The sequence below is a fragment of the Methylobacterium mesophilicum SR1.6/6 genome (genome assembly GCF_000364445.2).
Taxonomy (GTDB): domain Bacteria; phylum Pseudomonadota; class Alphaproteobacteria; order Rhizobiales; family Beijerinckiaceae; genus Methylobacterium; species Methylobacterium mesophilicum_A.
The window spans coordinates 2,688,997-2,710,957 of the sequence record NZ_CP043538.1 but is presented as its reverse complement, the minus strand read 5'-3'; the positions used below and the strand labels follow the sequence as shown (position 1 = coordinate 2,710,957).

The window sequence follows — 21,961 nt, the reverse complement described above, 5'->3', positions numbered from 1 at the left end:
CCTTTCGATGTTCGAATTCCCGGTCCTGGTCGGCGACATCGGCGGCACCAATGCGCGCTTCGGCCTGATCGAGAAGAGCGGCGACCAGCCGCGGCTTCTCTCGCACGAGGCCACGGCCGACCATGCCGACCCGTCGAGCGCCATCAAGGCCTCCCTTGCCAAGAGCGAGGACCGGTCCCCGGCACCGCGTTCGGCGATCCTGGCCATTGCCGGGCGGGTCGACGGGCCTGAGATCCAGCTGACGAACGCCCACTGGAAGATCGCCGGTCAGCGCATCGCCGAGGATTTCGGGCTCGCCTCGGCGGTGGTGGTGAACGATTACGTGCCGGTCGCGGCCGGAGCCGCCGACATCGAGCCGCACGACCTCTCGCCGGTGGGGCCGTGTCCGCCGGTGCCGGGCGGCGCCCGGGTTGTGCTCGGGCCGGGGACGGGCTTCGGCGCGGCGGCGCTGGTGCCCTATTCCGCGCATCTCGCGATCGTGTCCACGGAGGCCGGGCACACCGATTTCGGGCCGGCCGACGCGTTCGAGGAGAAGGTCTGGCACGCGCTGGAGCGGGTCGAGGATCGGATCACCGTGGAGGCGGTGCTGTCCGGGCCGGGGCTGTCGCGGCTGCACGCGGCGGTGGCGCATGTCCGCACCGGGAGGCCGCACGAGAAGATCGATCCGGCGGCGGTGACGGAGGCCGGGCTCAACGCCTCCGATCCCCATGCCGCCGAGACGCTGGAGCTGTTCGGCCGCCTGCTCGGCCGCGTCTGCGGCGACCTCGCCCTGACCTTTCTGGCCACGAGCGGCGTCTACATCGGCGGCGGCATCGCGCCCCGGATCCTCAAGGTCCTGCAGGAGAGCGGGTTTCGCGACGCCTTCGAGCGCAAGGCCCCCTTCGCCGACATGATGCGCAAGATCCCGACGAGCGTCATCACCGTCCACGATCCCGCCTTCCGGGGCCTCGCGGCCCTGGCGAACCAGGGCGCGAAGTTCGTCTACCACGGGCAGGTGTGGCGGAAGGAGAGCTGAGCGACTATCATCCGGCCGCGCGCCGCAGCTCGAACTGCCAGACGCGCAGCGCCCACGGACGGGTTCGATGCGCACGATCACTCTGGACGAGGCGGAGACCGACCTGTCCCGGCTCGTCGATCAGGCCGCCTCGGGCGACGCGTTCATCATCGCCCGGGATGGCAAGCCTTTGGTCCGGGTCGTCCCGTTCGAGGGGCCGCACGCCCCCGGAAAGCAGCGGATCGGCTTCCTGGCAGACCGCGTGCGCGTTCCGGACGACTTCGACGAGATGGGCCGTTCCGGGATCGAAGCGCTGTTCGAGGGCCGGTGAGCCATCTGCTCGACACCCATATCCTGCTCTGGGCTGCCGCGGGATCGGATCGCCTCCCCGGTGCCGCCCGCGCCCTGATCCAGGAACCCATGAACACGCTGGTGTTCAGTGCAGCCAGTCTCTGGGAAATCGCGATCAAGAGCGGATTGGGGCGAGCTGACTTCCGGGTCGATGTCCGTCTCCTGCGCGATGGTTTATTGAGCCACGGATATGTCGAGCTGGCTGTGACAGGAGTTCACGCGGCCACCGTCGCGACCCTTCCTGCGATCCACCGGGACCCGTTCGACCGTCTCCTCATCGCCCAGGCCATGGTGGAGGGGCTCGAGCTCGTGACGGCCGACAGCATCGTCGCACGGTACGGCGCGACGATTCGGCTCGTCTGAGGTGGACTGCAAGGCCTCGGGCGCAGCCGCGCCGTGAGAAGGCACGGCTCGGCGCAACACCCTTGAAGGACCAGACACTCACGCCGCGGCCAGCGGCTTCGACACCTCCTCCAGCGACTTGCCTTCGGCGGCCGTCCCCCAGATCCCGCCGACGACCGCGGCGACCAGCATGAGCACGGCGCCGAGCCCGTAGCCGAACAGCACCCAGTCGCGCGATCCGGTCTCCACCAGGGTCCCGAACAGGAGCGGGCCCGACACGCCGCCGATGCCCGTACCCACCGCGTAGAAGGCCGCGATCGCCAGCGCCCGGATCTCGAGCGGGAAGGTCTCGGAGACCGTGAGATAGGCCGAACTCGCCGCCGCCGAGGCGAAGAAGAACACCACCATCCAGGCTCCCGTCTGGCCGACCGCCCCGAGCACGTCGAGTCGGAACAGCAGGCCGACGCCGGCGAGCAGCAGCGCCGAGATGCCGTACGTGAAGGCGATCATGGTGCGCCGGCCGATCGTGTCGAACAGCCGCCCGAGGAGAAGCGGGCCGAGGAAGGATCCCAGCGCGAAGGGCAGCAGGTACCAGCCGACATGGTTGCCGGGCACGTCGTAGAAGCGTTCCAGCACCAGCGCGTAGGTGAAGAACAGCGCGTTGTAGAAGAAGGCCTGCGCGATCATCAGCGCAAGGCCGACCATCGTCTCCTTGCGGCTCGTGACGAACAGCGCCTTGAACACCTCCGACAGCGGGGTGTGGTCGCGGGTGCGGACCTTCATGCGCTTACTCTCGTCCACCGGAGGCAGGGTGACGCCCTCGTCGGTGAAGCGCTTCTCGATGCCGGTGACGACCCGATCGGCCTCCGCGGCGTAGCCGTGGGTGGCGAGCCAGCGCGGGCTCTCGGGAATCCAGGTGCGCAGCAGCAGGATCACGAGGCCGATCGCGCCGCCCGTGAAGAAGGCGACGCGCCAGCCCCAGGCCGGGTCGATCACTTCGGGCTTCAGCAGAACGATCGACATGAACGAGCCGAGCGCCGCGCCGATCCAGAACGACCCGTTGATGACGAGGTTGGTCCAGCCGCGGACCCGCGCCGGGACCAGCTCCTGGATGGTCGAGTTGATGGCCGTGTACTCGCCGCCGATCCCCGCGCCCGTGAAGAAGCGGAAGAGACAGAAGCTCCAGATGTTCCAGGACAGACCGGTGGCTGCCGTGGCGACCAGGTAGAGGGCCAGCGTGATGAAGAACAGCTTCTTGCGGCCGATCCGGTCGGTGAGCCAGCCGAAGCCGATCGCGCCGGTGACGGCGCCCACCAGATAGCAGGAGGCGGCGAGCCCGACGTCGAACTCCGAGAAGGACATCGGCGGCTGGCGCAGGGCGCCCACGAGGGAACCGGCGAGCGTCACTTCGAGCCCGTCCAGCACCCAGGTGATGCCGAGCGCGACGATGACGAGGACGTGGAAGCGGCCCCAGGGGAGGCGGTCGAGGCGGGCGGAGATGTCGGTGTCGATCACACGGCCGATTTCCGCCCGCTCCGGGGTCCCGGAGCCTCCCTCGACCTTGCTCGCCATGCCCGCACGCCCTCCCGGTCTGTTGTTTACCCTGCCTGAACAGCCCGCATTTACCGCGACCGGAGGCAGGTGTTGGCAACGACTTGGGAATCGATTCGGTTCGATCCCGTCTTCATTGGCGGCGCGCAGAACAGAGGCGTCCACGCGGTGCCTTGCCCATGCCTCCTCGTCCTGCCCCCTTCCTCCTCCGGCCCCTGTGCCGTTTCGCGATGCTCGCCGCGATGATCGTAGCCGGCCTCGCCACAGTCCCGACGGAGGGCGCCGACCGCCACCTCGAGCGGCCCAAACCCCGCATCCAGATGCCGGCCGCCGACCGCTGGCGTCTGCGCCCCGCTGAGCCGGTGACACCGAGCACGACGGGCAGCATCCGCGGCCGGGCCGAAGTCCAGGCTCCAGCCGAGCGCCGCAACGTCCGTCTCGTCTACCCGGCGCTGATCGAGCCCCGCTGATCCGGCCTTCGGGCGGCGGGCCGAAGTTCGAGAGGATGTTGAACGAGCAGTCCGGCATCCGCCCGCGCCTTCCCTCCCACTCCGCGCACGGGGTTGAACACCTTAGAAAAGTCGTCTCCGTCTCCATGATCTCCGACCTGAGATCCAACCCCGTCATTCCGGATCGCCAAAGGCGAGCCCGGAATCCAGAACCGCTGTCAGTGCAGGTTCCGGGTGCGGTGGCGGATCTGGATTCCGGGCTCCGCTGCGCGGTCCGGAATGACGGGGAAGCGGTGGTGATCCGTCTTCACCAATCCGAAGGCGCGCGACTATCGGGATCCGGCAGGCGCGCACGGCAGCCTTCAACCCCCTCCAACATGCCCTCGACGATCCGCGCGCGCTCAGGCACAGCCCCTGCGTCGTCTCCGGTGGATGACGGGTTCGGGTCGGCGCGGAGTATCGGATGGCAGAGCCAATCGCCCTCGTGGGGTGCAAGAGCCCGGGTCAGGAAGCGGAATACCTGGGCATCCTGTCGGCCGCGATGCCCGAGGAACGCCTCATCCCGTTCCGCGCGATGGGCGAAGCGGACCGTGCGGCGGCCCGGGTCGCCGTCGTGGCCAATCCCGATCCGGCCGAGGTCGCGGCGCTGCCGGGTCTCGTCTGGGTCCAGAGCCTGTGGGCCGGCGTCGAGAAGCTCGTCGGCGCCTTCGACCGGCCGCTGCCGATCGTCCGGCTCGTGGACCGGGAGATGGCGCGGACCATGGCCGAGGCGGTGCTCGCCTGGACCTACTACCTGCAGCGCGACATGCCGGCCTATGCGCGCCAACAAAGTGCGCGGATCTGGAAGCCGCACCCCTACCGCAAGCCCGCGGACACGACGGTCGGCCTGCTCGGCCTGGGCGCGCTGGGGACAGCGGCGGCGGACCGGCTCCTCGGCGCCGGGTTCACCGTGGTCGGCTGGAGCCGCTCGCCGAAGGCCGTGCCCGGCATCGAGTCGTTCCACGGTTCAACCGGCCTTCCGGAGATGCTCGGCCGCTGCGACATCCTCGTCTGCCTGATCCCGCTGACGCCGGAGACGCGGGGCCTCGTCGACGCCGGGTGCCTGTCGGCGCTGAAGCCCGGCGCGGCGCTGATCAACTTCGCCCGTGGGCCGATCGTGGTGGCTGGGGATCTCTGTGCGGCCCTCGATTCCGGGCACCTCTCCCACGCCGTCCTCGACGTGTTCGATCAGGAGCCGCTGCCGGCGGACTCGCCGCTGTGGTCCCATCCCGGCATCACGGTGCTGCCGCACGTCTCGGGCCCGACCGACATGGAGTCGGCCGCCGCCACGGTGGCGGCGAACCTGCGGGACTACCGCCGGACCGGACAGCCACCACAGGGCGTCGACGCCGCGCGCGGGTATTGAGAGCGGCCGCGGCGAGCCGCGCGCTCAGAGCTTCGGAAAGACCGCCGCCAAGTGGTCGATCAGCGCGCGCACGGCCGGCGGCAGCCCGCGCCGGGTGGTGAACACGAGATGGACGATGCCGGGCGCGCTGCGCCAGTCCGGGAGGACATGCACCAGCCTGCCTGAGGCGATGGGCTCGGCGCAGGCATGGTCGGGCAGGAAACCGATCCCGATCCCTGCCGCGGCCGCTTCGCAGACAGCCGCGAAGTCGCCGCAGGTCATGCGCGGCTCGTGGCGGACCGCGTATCGCGTCCCGTCCTCCCGCTCGAGCCGCCACGTGATCTCACCCGGGTCGTCGCTCGTGCCGAGCGTGGGGAAGGCCGCGAGGCCGGCGATGTCGGCACCCAGCCGGCTGGCGAGCTGCGGGCTCGCCACCAGGATCCATCGCGAGAGCCCGAGCGAGCGCATGGTCAGCGAGGCGTCGCTGGTCAGGTCCCGCCGCACCCGCAGCGCTACGTCGATCCGCTCCTCGATCAGGTCGACCGCCCGGTCGGTGGCGATGAGCTGCAGCCGGACCTTCGGGTACCGGATGAGAAAGACGCGCAGGCTCGCCGACACGACCTCGGTCAGCCCCGTCGGGCAGCTCAGGCGGATCCGCCCGTGCGGTTCGGACTGCGCCTCGGCGACGAGCGCTTCGGCGCGCTCGGCCTCCAGCATCATGGCCCGGCAGCGCTCGTAGAAGCTCTGGCCAACCTCGGTCACGCGGAACCGCCGGCTCGATCGCTCGATCAGTCGCACGCCGAGGCGCGTCTCCAGCGCCGCAATCCGGCGGCTGAGCTTCGATTTCGGCTCGCGCAGGGCGCGTCCGGCCGCGGCGAAGCCGCCATGGGCCACGACCTCGGCGAAGTAGGCGTAGTCGTTCAGATCCGCGCGCGCCATCGTTCCTCTGATGGAACGCTAAGTGCCATATCTGGCGGCTACTCGCATCACCGTTCTGGATGCATCTCTCCCAGCAACGGCGCAGCGGCGCCGGTTCTCGGAGAACGACGATGACCGACCGGTTTCAGAACAAGGTGGTGGTGGTGACCGGCGGTACGAGCGGCATCGGGCTCGCCGCCGCGAAGGCCTTCGCCGATGAAGGCGCGTCGGTCTTCATCACGGGCCGGAGGCAGGAGGCCCTGGACGCGGCGGTGCGGGAGATCGGCGGGCGGGTCACCGCCGTCCAGGGCGACATGGGGCGCCTCGCCGATATCGACCGGCTCTACGACGCGGTCCAACAGAAGCACGCGCAGATCGACGTGGTCTTCGCCAATGCCGGCGGCGGCGAATTCACCCCGCTCGGCGCCATCACCGAGGCGCATTACGACGCCACCTTCGACACCAACGTGAAGGGCGTGCTGTTCACGGTGCAGAAGGCGCTGCCGCTCCTGAAGGACGGCGGCGCGATCGTCCTCAACGCCTCCACCACCAGCATCTCGGGCACCCCGGCGCTGAGCGTCTACTCGGCGACGAAGGCTGCCGTGCGCAGCTTCGCCCGCAGCTGGATCCTCGATCTCAAGGACCGTCATATCCGCGTCAACGCCGTCAGCCCGGGCGTCACCGAGACCGCCGGCCTCGACGCGCTGTTCGGGGGCGGCGATCAGGCGACGGGGACGAAGGATTACTTGGCGAGCCTGATCCCCGCCGGCCGGGTCGGCCAGCCGGAGGAGATCGCCCAGGCGGTGCTGTTCCTGGCCTCCGATGCCGCGAGCTTCGTCAACGGCGTGGAGCTCTTCGTCGATGGCGGGCAGGTGCAGATCTGAACCGGTCCGGCTCGGGGAGCCGCGCGAACAGGCCCGAGCGGGCGCGCGCGACACCCGGTCCCGGCCGCCGGGATGAACCCTGGCGCCGCGCGGCGGTTGAGAGCCCGGCCGCCCGCTCCGCAGATCCGCGGGGTGGTCGGTCGGGAGGTAGACCACGTTCCATGGGTTGGCCACGCCGCATCCTGATCGCCGCCGGTCTCGCGACCGCCGCGGCCGGTGTCACCCTGGCGGTCGGGCGCTTCAGCTACGCGCCGATGCCCGACCGGGCGGACCTGCTCAACCCGGACCGCTACCCGATCCAGACAGCCTTCGACGTGCTGGGCCGCCGGCTCTCGCGCGCGGAGGCCGACAGCCTCAACGCCACGGAGAGCGGCCGTAAGCAACTCGCACCGGAGAGCGGCGCGGTGGCGATCGATCCCGCCATGGTCGAGCGCGGCCGACAGGCCTTCTACCAGGAGACCTTCGGCAACGAGGTCTTCCTCACCGACGTGATGGGCATGCTGGACGGCGGCCTGACGCCCACGGAGGTCGCCCTGGCGGTGGCCAAGCTCGGCGGCCAGGGCACCACCAACCTCCAGGTCGCCATGGCCCGCGACGTGCGGATCGGCGACCGGGTCTACAGGAAGGGCGAGCTGGTCCCGACCGGCCTCGACGTGCCGAAGGGTGGCGCCTTCATCATCGGGATCAAGACCTTCTCCGACCGGGGCCATCTGCGCATGGGCATCACCTGCGCGCTCTGCCACGCCGCGGTCGATCCCGGCACCGGCAAGGTCGTGGAGGGGGCGCCGAACACCGACCTCAATGCCGGGCTCCTGATGGCGCTGGCCAAGAATTCGTCGGCCTACTTCATGCACGCCAGCGTGCCGGAGGCCGATGCGCGGCCGACCGCCGACCCGCAGCATACCGGCTCGACAACGTCCGGCCCAGCGCTGCCGGACGCGGCGGCGGTCGAGGCGGCCACGAAGGTCCAGGTGGCGAGCTGGCCGCCGGGCAGCTTCGACTCGTCGGCCGATCGCGTCACCAACCCGACCTCGATCCCGTCCAGCTTCTCGGCCCACGGCGAGCCCTACAGCTGGAGCGGGCGCGAGGCGATCGGCCCGTTCGCGGGTCTGTCGTCGCTCAACAACAACGTCCACGCGGCCAATTCCGACACCACCCAGCTCGCGGCGGCCGCGCCCTGGCTGTTCGGCATGGATCCGGAGACGTATCTCGGCATCGTCCTGCGCGGGGCGGCGACGCAGACGTTCCGCTACAAGCCGGACGGCGCGGCGAAGCCGTCAGAGGTGCTGCGCAGCGTCGATCCGACGCCGGATTCGCCGGGCCTCAACAGCTACGCGGTGCTGCCGACCTACCCGGCGACCAACTACGTCACCGACAACGGCCTGTTCACCTCGGTCCCGGGCGAGCCGGTCAACCACGCCAACAACGCCATGTCGGCGTTCCAGAACCTGCTGCACCCGCCGGCTTCCGGGCAGGGGGCCGGCACGGTGCAGGCCGGCCGCGCGGTGTTCGAGAAGGCCGGCTGCGGGACCTGCCATTCCGGCCCGGCGCTCACCAACCACCGGATCATCCCGGAGGCCGAGATCGGAACCGAGCCGACCCGGGCCCGGGCCGGAGCCAAGATGGAGGCACGCCTGTCGCCGCCGACGCTCTTCGCCACCGACACGCCGTTCCCGGTGCCGGCGAACCCGGTGATCGTCCCGGTGCCGCTCGACGGCGAGAAGCGCGCCCAGGTCCAGCTGGCCTGGGGGCAGGGGGGCACCGAGGGCGGCTACAAGGTGCCGAACCTCGTCGGCCTCGCCTGGACGGCCCCCTACCTGCACGATTCGGGCGTGTCGGTCGGACCCGACGCGGAGCGCCAGCTCGGCGTGCCGGGCACGCTGTACGCGGGCGTCCCGGCCGACCCCGCCAACAGCCTGCGCGCCCTCGTGGACCGGGACCTGCGCGCCAAGGTCGTCGCCGCGAACGCGGCCTCGGATACGGCGCGGATCGCCCGCGTTACCGGCAAGGGGCACGCCTTCTGGGCGGATGCCGGCACGGGCGTCTCGCGCGAGGAGCAGACGGCGCTGGTCGCCTACCTGCTCTCGGTCGATCGTCTGACGGAGCCGGCCGCGACGCCCTGAGACCGACGCGACGATCACGGACGCCATCATGACGCAGAACACGAACCCGGTCTGGTTCATCACCGGCTGCTCCACCGGCTTCGGCCGAGAACTCGCCAAGCTCGTGATCGCGCGGGGCTGGCGCGCGGTCGTCACGGCCCGCGACCGCGGCAAGGTCGCCGACCTCGCACAGGGAGCCGGGGACCGGGTGCTGGCCCTTGCCCTCGATGTGACCGCGACGGGGCAGATCGCCGAGAGCGTGCGCGCCGCCACGGACGCGTTCGGCCGGATCGACGTGCTCGTGAACAACGCCGGCTACGGCTATCAATCCTCCATCGAGGAGGGCGAGGAGGATAAGATCCGCGCCCAGTTCGATGCCAACGTGTTCGGGCTGTTCGCTCTGACGCGGGCGGTGCTGCCGGTCATGCGGGCGCAGCGCGCGGGCCATATCCTCAACATCACGTCGGTGGCGGGCTTCGTGGGCTTCCCGGCCTCGGGCTACTACGCCGCCACCAAGCACGCGGTGGAGGGATTCTCGGATTCGCTCGCCGCCGAGGCCGGGCCCCTCGGCATCCGCGTGACCTGCATCGAGCCGGGCCCGTTCCGCACCGATTGGGCGGGGCGCTCCCTGGTCCAGACGCCCAGCGCCATCGCGGATTACGCCGAGACCGCCGGCGCGCGCCTTAAGGCCACGGCGGAGAAGAGCGGCACGCAGGCCGGCGATCCGGTGCGGGCCGGCGAGGCCATGATCCGGGTGACCGAAACCGAGAACCCGCCGCGTCACCTTGTGCTCGGCGCCTGGGGCTTCGAGGCGGTCACGAGCCGGCTGAAGCAGCGGCTCGCCGAGATCGAGGCGTGGCGCGAGACGAGCCTCGGGGCCGACTATCCGGAGGGGTGATACCGTTTCCGGTTGAACGCTTCGGTCGGTGCAGCCCGCTCCGTCTTTGCGAGCGCAGCGAAGCAACCCAGGGCTGCGGGACCTCAGGGAGCGTGGCGCGATCTCGATTGCTTCGCTGCGCTCGCAAAGACGGCGGAACCGACCTGATCGACCGGAAATGGTGTGAGACCATCCCCGCGATGAGATCTCCGGGGCCGACCTGAAAAAGGGTACCCGCGCCTCGTTCGGCATGGGCATGTCCACCGACCCCGTCCCAACCCCATCGGGAACGGCGGCCGCGCCGCGCGGGCGCTCTCCAAACCTCGGATGACCGCTGGCGCCCTCCACGCCTGATCGTGCTATGGCCGTGGCGGCTTGCCGGCTTGGGCACGCGGAGCGGCGTCGGGCCGCCCCCGCGCGGGATGGGGCGGAACGGGTACGGTGCGTGATCTTCTGACCGCGCTGGCGGGCGCCGTCATCCTGGTTCTCGTGGCGGCCCTCGCCGTCCCGCCCTTCGTCGATTGGCAAGCCCATCGCGCCCTCGTCGACCGGGCGCTCGCCCGGTCGCTCGGCGTCCCGGCCCGAACGGACGGGCGGATCGAGGTTCGCCTCCTGCCCTCGCCGCGGCTGCGGGTCGACCGTCTGCACCTCGGAGCCGATCCCGACCGCCCGAGCCTCGATGCCCGCTTCGTCAAGGCCGAGGTTGCGCTCGCCCCGCTCCTCAAAGGCGAGTTCCGCTTCACCGAAACCCGGGTCGGCCGGGCCGAGATCAAGCTCCCCGTCGCGGGCCCGGACGCCGTGAAGCTGCCGGCCGATCTCGGCGAATCCCTGCGCGCCCGCGACTTCGCGATCGAGGCCCTGCACATCCAGCAGTTCCTCGTCACCACGCAGGTGCCGGCCACGGGTCGGACCGATCAGCTCTACGTTCAGGACCTGACCCTCCAGGCGCCCGCCCTCGTGGGTCCCTGGCGGGCCGAGGGGTCGAGCGGCGGCATCCCGTTCCGGGCCGTCAGCGGCACGCCGGGGGCCGACGGGCGCCTCCCCGTGAAGATCTCCGGCGGCGGCGACGCGCATCCCCGATTCGAGGCGGATGCGCGCTTCGGCCTCGTCACCGCCGAAGCCGGCCGGGCTTCCATGGTCGAGGCGGAGGGCACCGCCCGGCTCGTGGTCGGTCCGCCGACCCAGGCCGCGGGCGCCTATCTGCCGTTCTCCATCGGTGGAAGCTTCAAGGCGCGGGGAACCCAGGTGCGGTTCGAGGGGATCGACCTCGCCATCGATCCCGGCGGCCGGGCGTTGCGGCTCGGCGGCACCGGTCGCCTCGACCTGCGCCAGTGGCGCGCCGGCCTCGCCCTGGAGGCCCGCCGGCTCGACCTCGACGCCTTCCTGGCCTCGGCCGAGGGGCAGGCCCTGATCGCCCGCGGCCCGCCGCGTTGGGCCGGCGGTCTCCCGGCCATGCTCGACCTCGATCTTACGGTGGGCAGCGCCGTGCTCGGCGGCGAGGACTGGTCGGATCTCGCCCTCGCCGGCACCGTCGAGCGCGCGGGCGGAATCCTGCTGCGCCGCCTCTCCGCGACCGGACCGGCAGGCGCGAGCCTGAACGCGAGCGGACAGATTGAGACGGCGCCCCTGCGCCTCACGGGACCCGTCAGCCTGAGCGCGCCCGACTCGGAGGCGCTCGGCCGCTACCTCCGCCGCCTCGGCCTGGAGGGGCCACTGCCCGCGCTCCTCGACGGTCGGCGCGTCGAGGCCGCGGCCGATCTGTCCGCGGCTGCCGACAGCCTATTCCTGCGCAACCTCCGCCTGACCCTGGGGACAGCGCGGATCACCGGCAACGCCCGCTACACGGCCGCGGAAGCCGGCGTGCGCGGCCGCTTCGAGGCGCAGATCCGCGCCAGCGGCATCGACATCGCCAATCTGCCCCCGCTCGGTGCGACGCTCGGCAGTCTCGGCGAACACGACCTCGCCCTGACCCTGGAGGCGCAGGACGTGCGGTTCGGTGCGGCGACGTCCGGCACGGGCACCATCGCGGCGCGCATCCAGTCGGACGGCGGGAGCCTCGTGGTCGACAGCCTGGACGTGACCAACCTCGCGGGCGCGAGCGCCAAGCTGTCAGGCCGGATCGGCGCCGACGGGACCGGCCGCGTCTCCGGCCGTCTGAAGGCGTCGGTGGCGGCGCCGCTGCTGGGCCTGCTGGAGCGGGTCTGGGTCGGCGAGATCCGCCTGCTCCCCGCCTTCCTGCGCGACGCGCCCCTCGATCTGGCGGTGACCCTCGACCGAGAGGGCGGCGCCGCGGAGGCCCTGCGCACGCAGGCCAAGGGCGACGCGGGCGGCGGCACCCTCGACCTGTCCCTGGTCAGCCGCGGGACTCGGATCGTGGGCGGGACCGCCGCGCTCGCCGGCCCCCGGGCGGGGCAGTGGTTCGGCCGGCCCGATATCCCGGGACTTCGGCGACCCGCCGAACTGCGCCTGAGCGCCGAGCGGGCGGCGGGGGAGGCCCTCGCCGTCAAGGTCGACGGTACGGCGGCGGGCCTCAAGGTCGCGACCGGGACACCCCTCCTCGTCGGGACCGATGCCGCGCCGAGGGGCGGCGTCCTGCGCTTGGAAACGGCCGACCTCGCACCCTTCCTGACCCTCGCGGGAGCCGCGAGCCTCCAGCCGGGCGCGTGGCCGGCCGACCTTGCCGTCACGCTCGCGGGAGACGGGGGCGACGTCACCGCCGACCTCACCGGGACCGTGGCGGGCAACGCGCTGAGCGGGGCAATCAAGCGGGCGCCGGGGGGCGCCGTGAGCGGCCATCTCTCCCTCGACCGCCTGTCGCTGCCGCAACTCGCGGCCGCGACCGTGCTGCCCGCGGAGGGGAACGGGCGCTTCGGGGCGCCGTCCGCGCTGCCCAGCGTCGCCCTCGACACCCGGGTGGCCAGCCTGGATCTCGGACACGGCCTCGTGGCGACGGATGCCAGCGTGGCCATCGGCGTCGCCGACGCGAGCCTGACCCTGCGCAACCTGAGCGGCGCCCTCGCCGGCGGGCGCGTGGCCGGATCGGTCACGCTCGCGCGGCTCGGGGCCGCCGCGGCAATCTCCGGGGCTGGCCGCCTCGACTCGGTCGCGATTCCGGCCCTGGCCGGCGGCCCGATCGGTGGCCGGCTCACCGCGGACCTGCGCTTCTCCACGACGGCCGAGACGAGCCCGGGGCTTGCCGAGAACCTCTCGGGCAGCGGCACCCTGGCACTCGCCGATCTCACGATTCCCGAGGCCGACCCCGCGGGTCTCGGCCGTGCCCTGGCACGGGCCGCCGAGATGGACGACCCGCTGCGCGAGGGCCGCCTCCAGGCCGTGGTCGCCGAGGAACTCGCCAAGGACAGCGCGCAGGCGCGCGGTCCCGCGCGGGCCGCCGCTACCCTCGTCGGCGGCGTGCTGCGGGCCGGGCCCCTCGATATCGACCTCGGGTCCGCGCGCTGGTCGGGGACGCTGGGCTATGATCTGCGCGCCGGTCGCCTCGACGCACGCGGGACCCTCTCGGGCGGTCCGGTGCCGCGGGGCTGGAGCGCGGGCACGCCCGCGATCCAGCTCGGGATCACGGGGCCGCTCGCCGCGCCGGAGCGGGTCCTCGACGTCGGCGCCCTGTCGAACGGGCTCGCCGCCTTCGTGCTCCAGCGCGAGCTGGAATCGATCGAGCTCTCTGAAGCCGATCAGGTGGAGCGGCAGCGCCGCCGCGCCCGGATCGAGATGGACAAGGCGCGCGCCGCGGCGCTCAAGGCCGCCGCCGAGAAGGCTGCGGCGGAGAAGGCTGCGGCGGAGAAGGCGGCGGCGGAGAAGGCGGCCGCCGAGAAGGCCGCGGAGGACGCCGCACGGCGGGCCCGGGCGCAGGGCGACGGGGCTCCGATCGACGGCGAGGGTGCGCAGCCGCCCGCGGCGAGGCCCTGACGGGGCTGGCCTTCGCTGCAATGAGCCCTTGTGCGGGGTCCTTGTGGACGCTCTGGTCGACGCGATCTCTCCGTCATCGCGAGCGCAGCGAAGCGAGCCCGAGCAGCGCGACGCGTGTCAGCGTGGCGCAGCTGGATTGCTTCGCTCCGCTCGCAAGGACGGTGCGGCGTCGGCGCGATCCCTCCGGAGTCCCGCTCTTTGGACTCGCAGGTCAGTGCATGGACCTGCGCGTCGGGCCAGTCCCGGCCCGTCGCGCCGCCGAGCCTACGCCTTACCCACCACCGCGAGCGCGAAGGCGTAGATCAGCGCCACCTCCTCCAGGCGGTCGAACCGTCCGGCGGCGCCGCCGTGGCCGGCCTCCATGTTGATCCGCAGGAGGACCGGCCCGCCGCCCGTCATGGTGGCGCGCAGCCGCGCAACCCACTTGGCCGGCTCCCAGTAGGTGACCCGCGGATCGGTGAGGCCGCCGAGCGCCAGGATCGCCGGATACGCCTTGGCGGCGACGTTGTCGTAGGGCGAGTACGACAGGATGGTCCGGAAGGCGGTCTCGCTCTCGGCCGGGTTGCCCCATTCGGGCCATTCCGGCGGGGTCAGCGGCAGCTCCGCGTCGAGCATGGTGTTGAGCACGTCGACGAAGGGCACGTCGGCGACGATGCCGGCGAAGAGGTCCGGCGCCAAGTTGGCCACCGCCCCCATCAGCATGCCGCCCGCCGAGCCCCCGTGAGCGACGATGCGCTTCTCGGCCGTGTAGCCCTGCGCGATCAGCGCGTGGGCGCAGGCGATGAAGTCCGTGAAGGTGTTGGGCTTCTTCTCGCGCTTGCCGTCGAGGTACCAGCGCCAGCCCTTCTCGGTGCCGCCGCGGATATGCGCGATGGCGTAGACGAACCCGCGGTCCACGAGGCTCAGGAGGTTCGTGCGGAAGCCGGCCGGCATCAGAGTGCCGTAGGAGCCGTAGCCGTAGAGAAGGAGCGGCGCGCTGCCGTCGAGCGTCAGGCCCCGCCGGTGGAGCAGCGAGATCGGGACCTGCTCGCCGTCCGGCGCGGTGGCGAAGAGCCGCCGGGTCACGTAGGCGGCCGGATCGTGCCCGCTCGGCACCGCCTGCCGCTTGCGCAGGACGCGGGTGCGGGTCGCGCAATCGTAGTCCCAGGTCTCGGACGGCGTCGTCATCGAGGCGTAGACGAAGCGGATCGCGGCCGTGTCGAAGGCGAGCCCGGCGCGCAGGCCGAGGGAGTAAGCCTCCTCGTCGAAAGCGACCGTGTGCTCGGCCCCGTCGGCGAGGTCGCGCACGACGATCCGCGGCCGCGCGTTCTCGATCTCCAGGCGGATCAGGTGGCCGGCCAGCAGGTGGAGATGGCGGACCATCACCCCCGGCCGGTGCGGCACGAGGTCGGTCCAGTTGGCCCGGCCGGGATCGTCGACGGGCGCGGTGACGATCTTGAAGTCCTCGGCCCCGTCCGCGTTGGTGCGGATGAAGAGCCGGTCGCCGCGGTGCTCCACCCCGTAGATCAGCAGCGGCTCGCGGGGGTGGACCAGGCGCAGCGCGGCGTCCTCCGCGTGCCGGTCGAGCAGCCGGACCTCGGAGGTCTCGTGGTCGCTCGCCGTCACGTCGAGGAAGGTCCCGGACTGGGTCTTGCCGATATGGACGAAGTAGCCTGCGTCGGCCTCCGTGTAGACCGTCTCGTCCGCGCTCTGCGCGTTGCCGAGGCGGTGGCGCATCACCTTGGCGGGGCGGTGATTGGCGTCGACCGCCACGTACCAGAAGCTCTCGCCGTCCGCTGCCCAGACCGCCTCGCCGGAGGTCGCCTCGACCCGGTCGTCGCGGTCGAGGCCGGTGGCGATGTCGCGGACCCGGATCGTGTAGAGTTCCGAGCCCTTGGTGTCGGCGCTCCAGGCGAGCCGCGTGTGGTCGTCGGAATGCACCGCGGCGGCGATCTCGAAGAACGGCAGGCCCTCACCCTCGCGATCGCCGTCGATCAGGATGGTCTCGTCCGGGTCCGGAACGGATTCGGGCACGTCGGGCGAGGTCGCAGGCCTGCGGCAGATCAGCGGGTGCTGACCGCCTTCCCGGTGGCGCGTGTAATACGCGAAGGGCCCGTCCGGTTCGGGGACGCCGCTCTCGTCCTCCTGGATCCGCCCGCGCATCTCGGCGACGAGCCGCTGGCGCAGCTCCGCGGTCCCGGCGAGCGCCTCTTCGGCGAAGGCGTTCTCGGCCTTGAGGTAGGCGGCGATGTCGTCCGGTAGGGCTGCCGGATCCTTGAGGACCGTCTGCCAGTTCTCGGCCTTCAGCCAGGCGTATGGGTCGGTGATTTCCTGCCCGTGGACGCTGAAGCTGCGCGGCCGGGCCTCGGCGACCGGCGCTCCGGTGCGGTGGGCGAGCAGGCCGTGGCCGATCTCCGTCATCGTGTCTCCCGTCGGATCCCGTCGCATGCGGGTCTGGGCATGTGTCCCGCCGGGCGCCGGGATGCAAGACGGGTCGGCGCAGGGCTGGGACCCGAGGGCCCCACGACGGGGCACTCCCAGCCGAGGTTTCAGATGCAAATCTTTGGGGTGTTCGGGGATGCCCGCACATGAGCACAGACGCTCTCCTCCCCCTTGTGGGGAGGAGTTGGAGGTGGGGGTGGTGCAGGATCAAGCGTGGTGGTGCCTTCTGCACCACCCCCACCCCTACCCCTCCCCGCGAGGGGGAGGGACTTGCGCTGCATTCTCAGTAAGTGAGGGCCGTCAATGGCGATCCCGGCATCCGGCTAAAGCAACTTGAACGGGTCGCGGCTCAGAGCGCCTGCTTCATTTCACCAAGGCGTAGATGTTCACGTCCAGATTGTCGTCGGTGCTGTCCTTGAGGTCGGTGGCGTATTCCTCGACGAACCGGTCCTGCACGACGATGTCCTTGGCATCGAGATAGGCGGTCAGCGTCTCGTAGGTGCCGTCGATCGATTCGTAGGAGCCCTTGTGGGCGAAGCGCAGGGCCTTGCCGGAGGGCGTCGTGCCGAAGCGCAGGCCGTCGCCCTCCGCCGGCGCTGGGCTCGGAGCGGACGCGACCGGGATCATCGCCTCGAACTCGAAGCCGTCATCGTCGGTGCGGGTGAAGACCGCGAGCGGCCGGCCGGCGGGCGCGACGCCGATCTTGGCGAGGTCGCCCTCGATCCGCGCGAAGGCCTGCTTCAGGTTCGACACGGCCTCCTCCCACTTGGTCTTGCCCGAGAGGATGGCGGCCGGCTTGGCGGGCAGCGTGACCTCGTCGACGTCGCCGGCTTCGCCCGCCTTGTCGATGAGGGTCGGCCGCGCGGGCGAGCCCACTGCGGCCTGACCGGCGGGCGGTGGCGCCACCGATTGCTCAGGCGCCGGCGCCGGGCTCTTGCCCGGATCGGGCGCCGGGTTCGGTGCCGTCGTGGTCGGCAGCGGATCGGTCTGCGCCGGTGCGGGGGCCGTGGAGGGCGGCGGGGCAGCCTGCTGCGCGGCGACGGGCGCGCCGGAGGCGAGCGCGAGAGCGGCCGAGAGGGTGACGAGCGGTCGAAGGCGGATCACGGTGGGCGCTCCGGTCGAGGCCCGCGGGTGATTGCGCGGGCTCTCGCCCCGTAACCTAATGGCGAACGGGACGGCCCGCGAGACCAACATGGATGAGAGCTGCGGGTGCGGCGCATCTGCCACGCCGCTGTCTCCCCTCGCGCCGGGCGGAGGGTTTTGCCATATAGCCGGCCGATCCTCTCGAATTGCGGGACCGCATGAGCGCACTCGCCCACAGACGCTTCCTGAAGATGCACGGCGCCGGCAACGCGATCGTGGTCTTGGACCTGCGCGGCTCCCCCGCAACGGTTCAGCCGGAGGAGGCGCGGGCGATTGCGCAGGATCCCGGCTCGGCCTTCGACCAGCTGATGGTCCTGCACGATCCCGTGAGCTCCGGCACGGACGCGTTCATGCGGATCTACAACACCGACGGCTCGGAATCCGGCGCCTGCGGCAACGGCACCCGCTGCGTCGCCTACGCGATGCTCGACGATCCGGCCATGGCCCGGCCCGCCGAGGGCGGCCGGCTCACCCTGGAGACCGCAGCCGGCCTCCTCGGCGTGCGCCGGGTCTCGGAGCGGGCCTTCACGGTCGACATGGGCCGGCCCCGGCTCGCCTGGGACGAGATCCCCCTGTCCGAGCCGTTCCCGGACACGCGCCGGGTCGAGCTTCAGATCGGCCCGATCGACGATCCGGTCCTGCACTCGCCGGGCGTCGTGAACATGGGCAATCCGCACGCGGTGTTCTTCGTCGAGCCGGATCCGGACACCTTCGACCTCGCCCGGATCGGCCCGATGCTGGAGAACCATCCGCTGTTCCCGGAGCGCGCCAACATCTCGGTCGCGCAGGTGACGGGCCGGGAGGCGATCAAGCTGCGGGTCTGGGAGCGCGGCGCCGGGCTCACGCTCGCCTGCGGCACCGCCGCCTGCGCCACCGTCGTCGCCGCCGCGCGCCTCAAGATGATCGGCCGGCAGGCGACCGTCGCGCTGCCCGGCGGCGAGCTCTTCGTCGAGTGGCGGGCCGACGATCACGTCCTGATGACCGGCCCGGTCGCGCTCGTCGCCGAGGGGACCCTGGCGCCGGAGCTGTTCGCCGGCGCGGCCTGATGGCAGTCGAGACCCTTACCTTCGGGTGCCGCCTCAACACCGTCGAGTCCGAGGCGCTGCGGGTCCATGCCGGCGCGGACGGGCGGGATCGCGTCGTCGTCAACACCTGTGCGGTGACCGCCGAGGCCGGGCGGCAGGCCCGCAAGGCGATCCGCCGGATCGCGCGCGAGCGGCCGGGGGCCGAGATCGTCGTCACCGGCTGCGGCGCCGAGGTGGAGACCGAGGCCTACGTGGCGATGCCCGAGGTGGCGCGACTCATCGGCAACGCCGAGAAGCTCCGACCCGAAGGCTGGTCGGCGGCGGGGACCGGACCGGGCGCCGTCATGGCGGCGCGCCACGCCGAGCCGACGCGGACCACCGCAATCACCGGCCATACCCGCAGCTTCGTGCCCGTGCAGAACGGCTGCGACCACCGCTGCACCTTCTGTGTCATCCCGTTCGGGCGCGGCGCCTCGCGCTCGGTGCCGGCGTCCGACGTGATCGCGCAGGTCGAGAGCGTCGTGGCGCAGGGGGGATGCGAGGTGGTGCTGACGGGCGTCGACCTCACGGCCTATGGCCGAGACCTTCCGGCGCCTGCCCTGTCCCTGGGGGGCTTGGTTCGGGAAATCCTGCGGTCGGTGCCCGACCTCGCACGCCTGCGCTTGTCCTCCATCGATTCCGTCGAGGCCGACGACGCGCTCCTGAGGGCCATCGCGGAGGAGGAGCGGCTGATGCCGCATCTCCACCTGTCCCTGCAGGCCGGCGACGACCTCATCCTCAAGCGCATGAAGCGGCGGCATCTCCGCGCCGACGCCATCCGTTTCTGCGAGACGGTGCGACGGCTGCGGCCCGACATGGTGTTCGGGGCCGACCTCATCGCGGGCTTCCCAACCGAGACGGAGGCGCAATTCGCCCGCTCCCTCGACCTCGTGTCGGAATGCGGGCTGACGCATCTGCACGTCTTCCCGTACTCGCCGCGCCCGGAGACGCCCGCCGCCCGCATGCCGCCGGTGGACCCGGAGGCGATCCGCGCGCGGGCGGCGCGGTTGCGCGAGGCGGGCGCCGACGCCCTGCGGCGGCACCTCGACGCGCAGGTCGGACGCCGCCTGACGGTCCTGGCGGAGCGCGGCGGCGTCGGGCGAAGCGCGGATTTCACCGCGGTGCGGCTGCCGGCCGACAAGGCGCCCGGGACGTTCCACAGCATCGCCATCGCGGGGCACGATGGGGCGCGGCTGATCAGCGCTTAGCGCTCGGTCACGGCGGGTCGCACTCCGTGCCGGCCCCAAAAGGGCAGGTCCGGTCCACGCGCAGCTTTGGTCACGCCCGTCGGCGTCTCTGCGCGCGGGGCGAAGCAATCCAGCGGCGCAACGTCATTTGACGTCGCGCTGCCCTGTGTCGCCTCGCTGCGCGCGCGATGACGCGAGGCTCACGCGCGCATGGCCGCCACGGCCTCGTCGATATGCGGCGGGGGCGGCGCCGTCACCGCGATGGCCTCCCGCTTCGGGTAGAGCGGGATCGACAGGCCTCGCGCGTGCAGGTGCAGCGCGCTCCCGCGGGGCGCGCCGCCGTAGACCGCATCCCCGAGGATCGGCCAGCCGGAGGCGGCACAGTGGACCCGGAGCTGGTGGGTGCGGCCGGTGACCGGCTTCAGCTCCAGCCAAGTCCGTCCCCCGGTGCGCCCGAGCACCCGCCAATGGGTCAGCGCCGGATCGCCGGCCGGATCCGCCTTCATCCACCAGGAGCGCGGATCGTCCGAGCGTCGGGCGAGCGGCAGGTCGATGCGGCCGGCCTCATCGACGGGGCCGCCCTCCACGATGGCCCAGTAGGTCTTGTCGACGGCGCTGCCGGAGAACAGCTTGCCGAGCCGCGCCAGGGCCTTGGCATGCCGGCCGAGCGCGAGGCAGCCCGACGTGTCGCGGTCGAGACGGTGGGCTGCCTCGGGGCGGCGGGGCAGGCCGAACCGGAGGGCGTCCAGGTGGTCGGTGAGCGTCTCGCCACCGCGCGGCCCGGGATGGACCGGCAAACCCGCCGGCTTGTCGATGACGAGCAGCAGGGCATCGCGGTAGAGGAGGCGCGCGCCTATGTCGAAGGCGTTGGGCATCCGGATCGGCTAGAGGGTCGGTGTCGGCGGGGCAAGGTGGGGCGAGGACGCGAAGTCATGGCGAGCGAGGAGAAGCCCGGCTGGTTCGGACGCCTGTTCGGGCGCAAAGGTCAGGACACGGCCGCGGACAAGCCCGAGGCCGAGCTGCCCGCGGAGGCGGCCTCGCCCTCCGAGGGCGAGCCCGATTTCGCCACCGGCGCGGAGGACGTGGAGCACATCCCGTTGCCGCCCGAGGAAGCGCCCGAGCCGGTCGCCGACGTCGTGGAGGGCGCGGACCTGCTCCCGATCGAGGGCGAGCCCGAGCGGCCGCCCGCCGGAACGGCCGGCGATGATCCGGCCCACGGGGCCGACCCCGTCGACACGGGCGATGCGAACCGGGAGCCGGCAGTCGAGCCGATGCCCGACATCCAGCCGGTCGACAGCGCCGCGGCCCTCGCCCACGACGCGGGCGCGGGACCGGACCGCGAGCCCGAGGCCAAGGGCTGGTGGAGCCGCCTCACCTCCGGGATGAAGCGGACCTCGACGGCGCTCTCCGACCGGGTCACCGGCCTGTTCACCAAGCGCAAGCTCGACGCCACCACCCTGGAAGATCTGGAGGACGCGCTGATCCAGGCCGATTTCGGCCTGGAGACCGCGATGCGGGTTTCGGAAGCCGTCGGCAAGGGCCGCTACGAGAAGGGCATCTCCCCCGACGAGGTCCGGGCGATCCTCGCCGCGGAGGTCGAGCGGGCGCTCGAGCCGGTGGCGGTGCCGCTCACCATCGACGCGAACAGGAAGCCGTACGTGATCCTCACCGTCGGAGTGAACGGCGCCGGCAAGACCACGACGCTCGGCAAGCTGGCCTCGAAGCTGCGGGCGGAGGGGCGCACCGTGATGCTGGCGGCGGGCGACACGTTCCGGGCGGCGGCGATCGACCAGCTCAAGGTCTGGGGCGCGCGCACCGGCACGCCGGTGGTGAGCGGCGCGCAGGGGGCTGACGCGGCGGGCCTCGCCTTCGATGCGTTGAAGCAGGCGGCCGCCGCCGGAACCGACGTGCTGCTGATCGATACCGCGGGTCGCCTCCAGAACAAGGCCGGCCTGATGGCCGAGCTGGAGAAGATCGTCCGCGTGCTGCGCAAGCAGGATCCGGAGGCGCCGCACGCGACCCTCCTGGTTCTCGACGCCACGGTCGGCCAGAACGCGCTCAGCCAAGTGGAGCTGTTCGCCCAGGCCGCGCCGGTCTCGGGACTGGTGATGACCAAGCTCGACGGGACGGCCCGGGGCGGCATCCTGGTGGCGCTGGCGGCGAAGTTCGGCCTGCCGGTGCATTTCATCGGCGTCGGCGAAGGCGTGGAGGATCTGGAGCCCTTCGCGGCCCGGGATTTTGCGCGGGCGATCGCCGGGCTGGAGAAGGATTAGGACGCGGCCGCCCGCCGATCTTTGGTGCGCGATGTCATGGACATCGCGCGCCCCGCGTTACACACACCGCGACGAAACCAGTCCGGCGCCGCCAGCC

Annotated in this window: 17 protein-coding genes; 12 read left to right on the top strand and 5 right to left on the bottom strand. The window is 71.9% G+C overall.

The features are described 5' to 3' along the window. Positions 1-7: 7 nt before the first annotated feature. The 3 genes from MMSR116_RS12910 (at position 8) to MMSR116_RS12900 (ending at position 1,708) form a co-directional block, all read left to right on the top strand. Positions 8-1,015 carry a glucokinase gene (locus MMSR116_RS12910; protein WP_010682729.1) on the top strand — a complete coding sequence of 336 codons (1,008 nt, stop codon included), beginning with the start codon at positions 8-10 and terminating at the stop codon, positions 1,013-1,015. Positions 1,016-1,082: 67 nt separating this feature from the next. Then, the gene (locus tag MMSR116_RS12905; RefSeq protein ID WP_010682730.1) at positions 1,083-1,325 is read left to right on the top strand and encodes a type II toxin-antitoxin system Phd/YefM family antitoxin; all 243 of its coding nucleotides are present in this window, start codon (positions 1,083-1,085) and stop codon (positions 1,323-1,325) included. Next, the gene (locus MMSR116_RS12900) at positions 1,322-1,708 is read left to right on the top strand and encodes a type II toxin-antitoxin system VapC family toxin (RefSeq protein WP_039892364.1); all 387 of its coding nucleotides are present in this window, start codon (positions 1,322-1,324) and stop codon (positions 1,706-1,708) included. Before MMSR116_RS12905 ends, MMSR116_RS12900 begins: the two co-directional genes overlap by 4 nt. Before the next feature lie 78 nt (positions 1,709-1,786). Here MMSR116_RS12900 and MMSR116_RS12895 read toward each other — a convergent pair whose 3' ends face one another. Further along, complete coding sequence (locus MMSR116_RS12895) at positions 1,787-3,259, bottom strand: MFS transporter (RefSeq protein ID WP_010682732.1); 1,473 nt, start codon at positions 3,257-3,259, stop codon at positions 1,787-1,789. 158 nt (positions 3,260-3,417) lie between these two features. Here MMSR116_RS12895 and MMSR116_RS12890 point away from each other — a divergent pair, with 158 nt between their 5' ends. Together MMSR116_RS12890 and MMSR116_RS12885 are read left to right on the top strand one after the other, a co-directional pair. Beyond that, complete coding sequence (locus MMSR116_RS12890; RefSeq protein ID WP_244625653.1) at positions 3,418-3,708, top strand: hypothetical protein; 291 nt, start codon at positions 3,418-3,420, stop codon at positions 3,706-3,708. A gap of 442 nt (positions 3,709-4,150) precedes the next feature. Continuing rightward, on the top strand, positions 4,151-5,092 hold the full coding sequence (locus MMSR116_RS12885) for a 2-hydroxyacid dehydrogenase (RefSeq protein ID WP_010682734.1): 942 nt from the start codon (positions 4,151-4,153) through the stop codon (positions 5,090-5,092). Positions 5,093-5,116: 24 nt separating this feature from the next. Here the strand turns inward: MMSR116_RS12885 and MMSR116_RS12880 are convergent, their stop codons facing one another. Continuing rightward, positions 5,117-6,010, bottom strand: coding sequence for a LysR substrate-binding domain-containing protein (locus tag MMSR116_RS12880; RefSeq protein ID WP_010682735.1), 894 nt, complete (start codon positions 6,008-6,010; stop codon positions 5,117-5,119). A 110-nt stretch (positions 6,011-6,120) separates the two neighbouring features. On the opposite strand from MMSR116_RS12880, the gene MMSR116_RS12875 reads away from it, so the two are divergent. From MMSR116_RS12875 to MMSR116_RS12860, 4 genes are all read left to right on the top strand, one after another. After that, on the top strand, positions 6,121-6,873 hold the full coding sequence (locus MMSR116_RS12875) for an SDR family NAD(P)-dependent oxidoreductase (RefSeq protein ID WP_010682736.1): 753 nt from the start codon (positions 6,121-6,123) through the stop codon (positions 6,871-6,873). Positions 6,874-7,034: 161 nt separating this feature from the next. Further along, positions 7,035-8,996, top strand: coding sequence for a hypothetical protein (locus tag MMSR116_RS12870; RefSeq protein ID WP_010682737.1), 1,962 nt, complete (start codon positions 7,035-7,037; stop codon positions 8,994-8,996). Positions 8,997-9,024: 28 nt separating this feature from the next. Continuing rightward, on the top strand, positions 9,025-9,873 hold the full coding sequence (locus tag MMSR116_RS12865) for an oxidoreductase (RefSeq protein ID WP_010682738.1): 849 nt from the start codon (positions 9,025-9,027) through the stop codon (positions 9,871-9,873). A gap of 420 nt (positions 9,874-10,293) precedes the next feature. Further along, a complete protein-coding gene (locus tag MMSR116_RS12860) occupies positions 10,294-13,776 on the top strand; it encodes an AsmA-like C-terminal region-containing protein (RefSeq protein ID WP_010682739.1) in 3,483 nt (1,160 codons plus the stop codon). Positions 13,777-14,040: 264 nt separating this feature from the next. Here MMSR116_RS12860 and MMSR116_RS12855 read toward each other — a convergent pair whose 3' ends face one another. Further along, entirely contained in the window at positions 14,041-16,176 is a 2,136-nt protein-coding gene (locus tag MMSR116_RS12855) for a S9 family peptidase (RefSeq protein WP_051072123.1), read from the bottom strand. A 384-nt stretch (positions 16,177-16,560) separates the two neighbouring features. Next, positions 16,561-17,301: a GyrI-like domain-containing protein gene (locus tag MMSR116_RS12850; RefSeq protein WP_010682741.1), complete on the bottom strand. Its 741-nt coding sequence runs from the start codon at positions 17,299-17,301 to the stop codon at positions 16,561-16,563. Between the two features lie 197 nt (positions 17,302-17,498). Between MMSR116_RS12850 and dapF the strand changes: the two genes are divergently transcribed. Next, a complete protein-coding gene (gene dapF, locus MMSR116_RS12845) occupies positions 17,499-18,386 on the top strand; it encodes a diaminopimelate epimerase (RefSeq protein WP_010682742.1) in 888 nt (295 codons plus the stop codon). Further along, on the top strand, positions 18,386-19,612 hold the full coding sequence (mtaB, locus tag MMSR116_RS12840; protein WP_010682743.1) for a tRNA (N(6)-L-threonylcarbamoyladenosine(37)-C(2))-methylthiotransferase MtaB: 1,227 nt from the start codon (positions 18,386-18,388) through the stop codon (positions 19,610-19,612). The genes dapF and mtaB overlap by 1 nt, the downstream gene beginning before the upstream one ends. Positions 19,613-19,791: 179 nt before the next feature. On the opposite strand, the gene MMSR116_RS12835 is transcribed toward mtaB, so the two are convergent. Continuing rightward, the gene (locus MMSR116_RS12835) at positions 19,792-20,466 is read right to left on the bottom strand and encodes an RluA family pseudouridine synthase (RefSeq protein WP_158168876.1); all 675 of its coding nucleotides are present in this window, start codon (positions 20,464-20,466) and stop codon (positions 19,792-19,794) included. Positions 20,467-20,523: 57 nt separating this feature from the next. Here MMSR116_RS12835 and ftsY point away from each other — a divergent pair, with 57 nt between their 5' ends. Next, positions 20,524-21,864, top strand: coding sequence for a signal recognition particle-docking protein FtsY (gene ftsY / locus MMSR116_RS12830; RefSeq protein WP_010682745.1), 1,341 nt, complete (start codon positions 20,524-20,526; stop codon positions 21,862-21,864). The last annotated feature ends 97 nt before the right edge of the window (positions 21,865-21,961 follow it).

Excerpts from the sequence above, each read along its gene's own strand:
- MMSR116_RS12835 (WP_158168876.1), bottom strand. The coding sequence starts at position 20,466 with ATGCCCAACGCCTTCGACATAGGCGCGCGCCTCCTCTACCGCGATGCC.
- ftsY (WP_010682745.1), top strand. The coding sequence starts at position 20,524 with ATGGCGAGCGAGGAGAAGCCCGGCTGGTTCGGACGCCTGTTCGGGCGC.
- MMSR116_RS12895 (WP_010682732.1), bottom strand. The coding sequence starts at position 3,259 with ATGGCGAGCAAGGTCGAGGGAGGCTCCGGGACCCCGGAGCGGGCGGAA.
- MMSR116_RS12875 (WP_010682736.1), top strand. The coding sequence starts at position 6,121 with ATGACCGACCGGTTTCAGAACAAGGTGGTGGTGGTGACCGGCGGTACG.
- MMSR116_RS12865 (WP_010682738.1), top strand. The coding sequence starts at position 9,025 with ATGACGCAGAACACGAACCCGGTCTGGTTCATCACCGGCTGCTCCACC.
- MMSR116_RS12890 (WP_244625653.1), top strand. The coding sequence starts at position 3,418 with ATGCCTCCTCGTCCTGCCCCCTTCCTCCTCCGGCCCCTGTGCCGTTTC.
- MMSR116_RS12880 (WP_010682735.1), bottom strand. The coding sequence starts at position 6,010 with ATGGCGCGCGCGGATCTGAACGACTACGCCTACTTCGCCGAGGTCGTG.
- MMSR116_RS12905 (WP_010682730.1), top strand. The coding sequence starts at position 1,083 with ATGCGCACGATCACTCTGGACGAGGCGGAGACCGACCTGTCCCGGCTC.
- MMSR116_RS12885 (WP_010682734.1), top strand. The coding sequence starts at position 4,151 with ATGGCAGAGCCAATCGCCCTCGTGGGGTGCAAGAGCCCGGGTCAGGAA.
- MMSR116_RS12855 (WP_051072123.1), bottom strand. The coding sequence starts at position 16,176 with ATGACGGAGATCGGCCACGGCCTGCTCGCCCACCGCACCGGAGCGCCG.
- MMSR116_RS12910 (WP_010682729.1), top strand. The coding sequence starts at position 8 with ATGTTCGAATTCCCGGTCCTGGTCGGCGACATCGGCGGCACCAATGCG.
- mtaB (WP_010682743.1), top strand. The coding sequence starts at position 18,386 with ATGGCAGTCGAGACCCTTACCTTCGGGTGCCGCCTCAACACCGTCGAG.
- MMSR116_RS12870 (WP_010682737.1), top strand. The coding sequence starts at position 7,035 with ATGGGTTGGCCACGCCGCATCCTGATCGCCGCCGGTCTCGCGACCGCC.
- dapF (WP_010682742.1), top strand. The coding sequence starts at position 17,499 with ATGAGCGCACTCGCCCACAGACGCTTCCTGAAGATGCACGGCGCCGGC.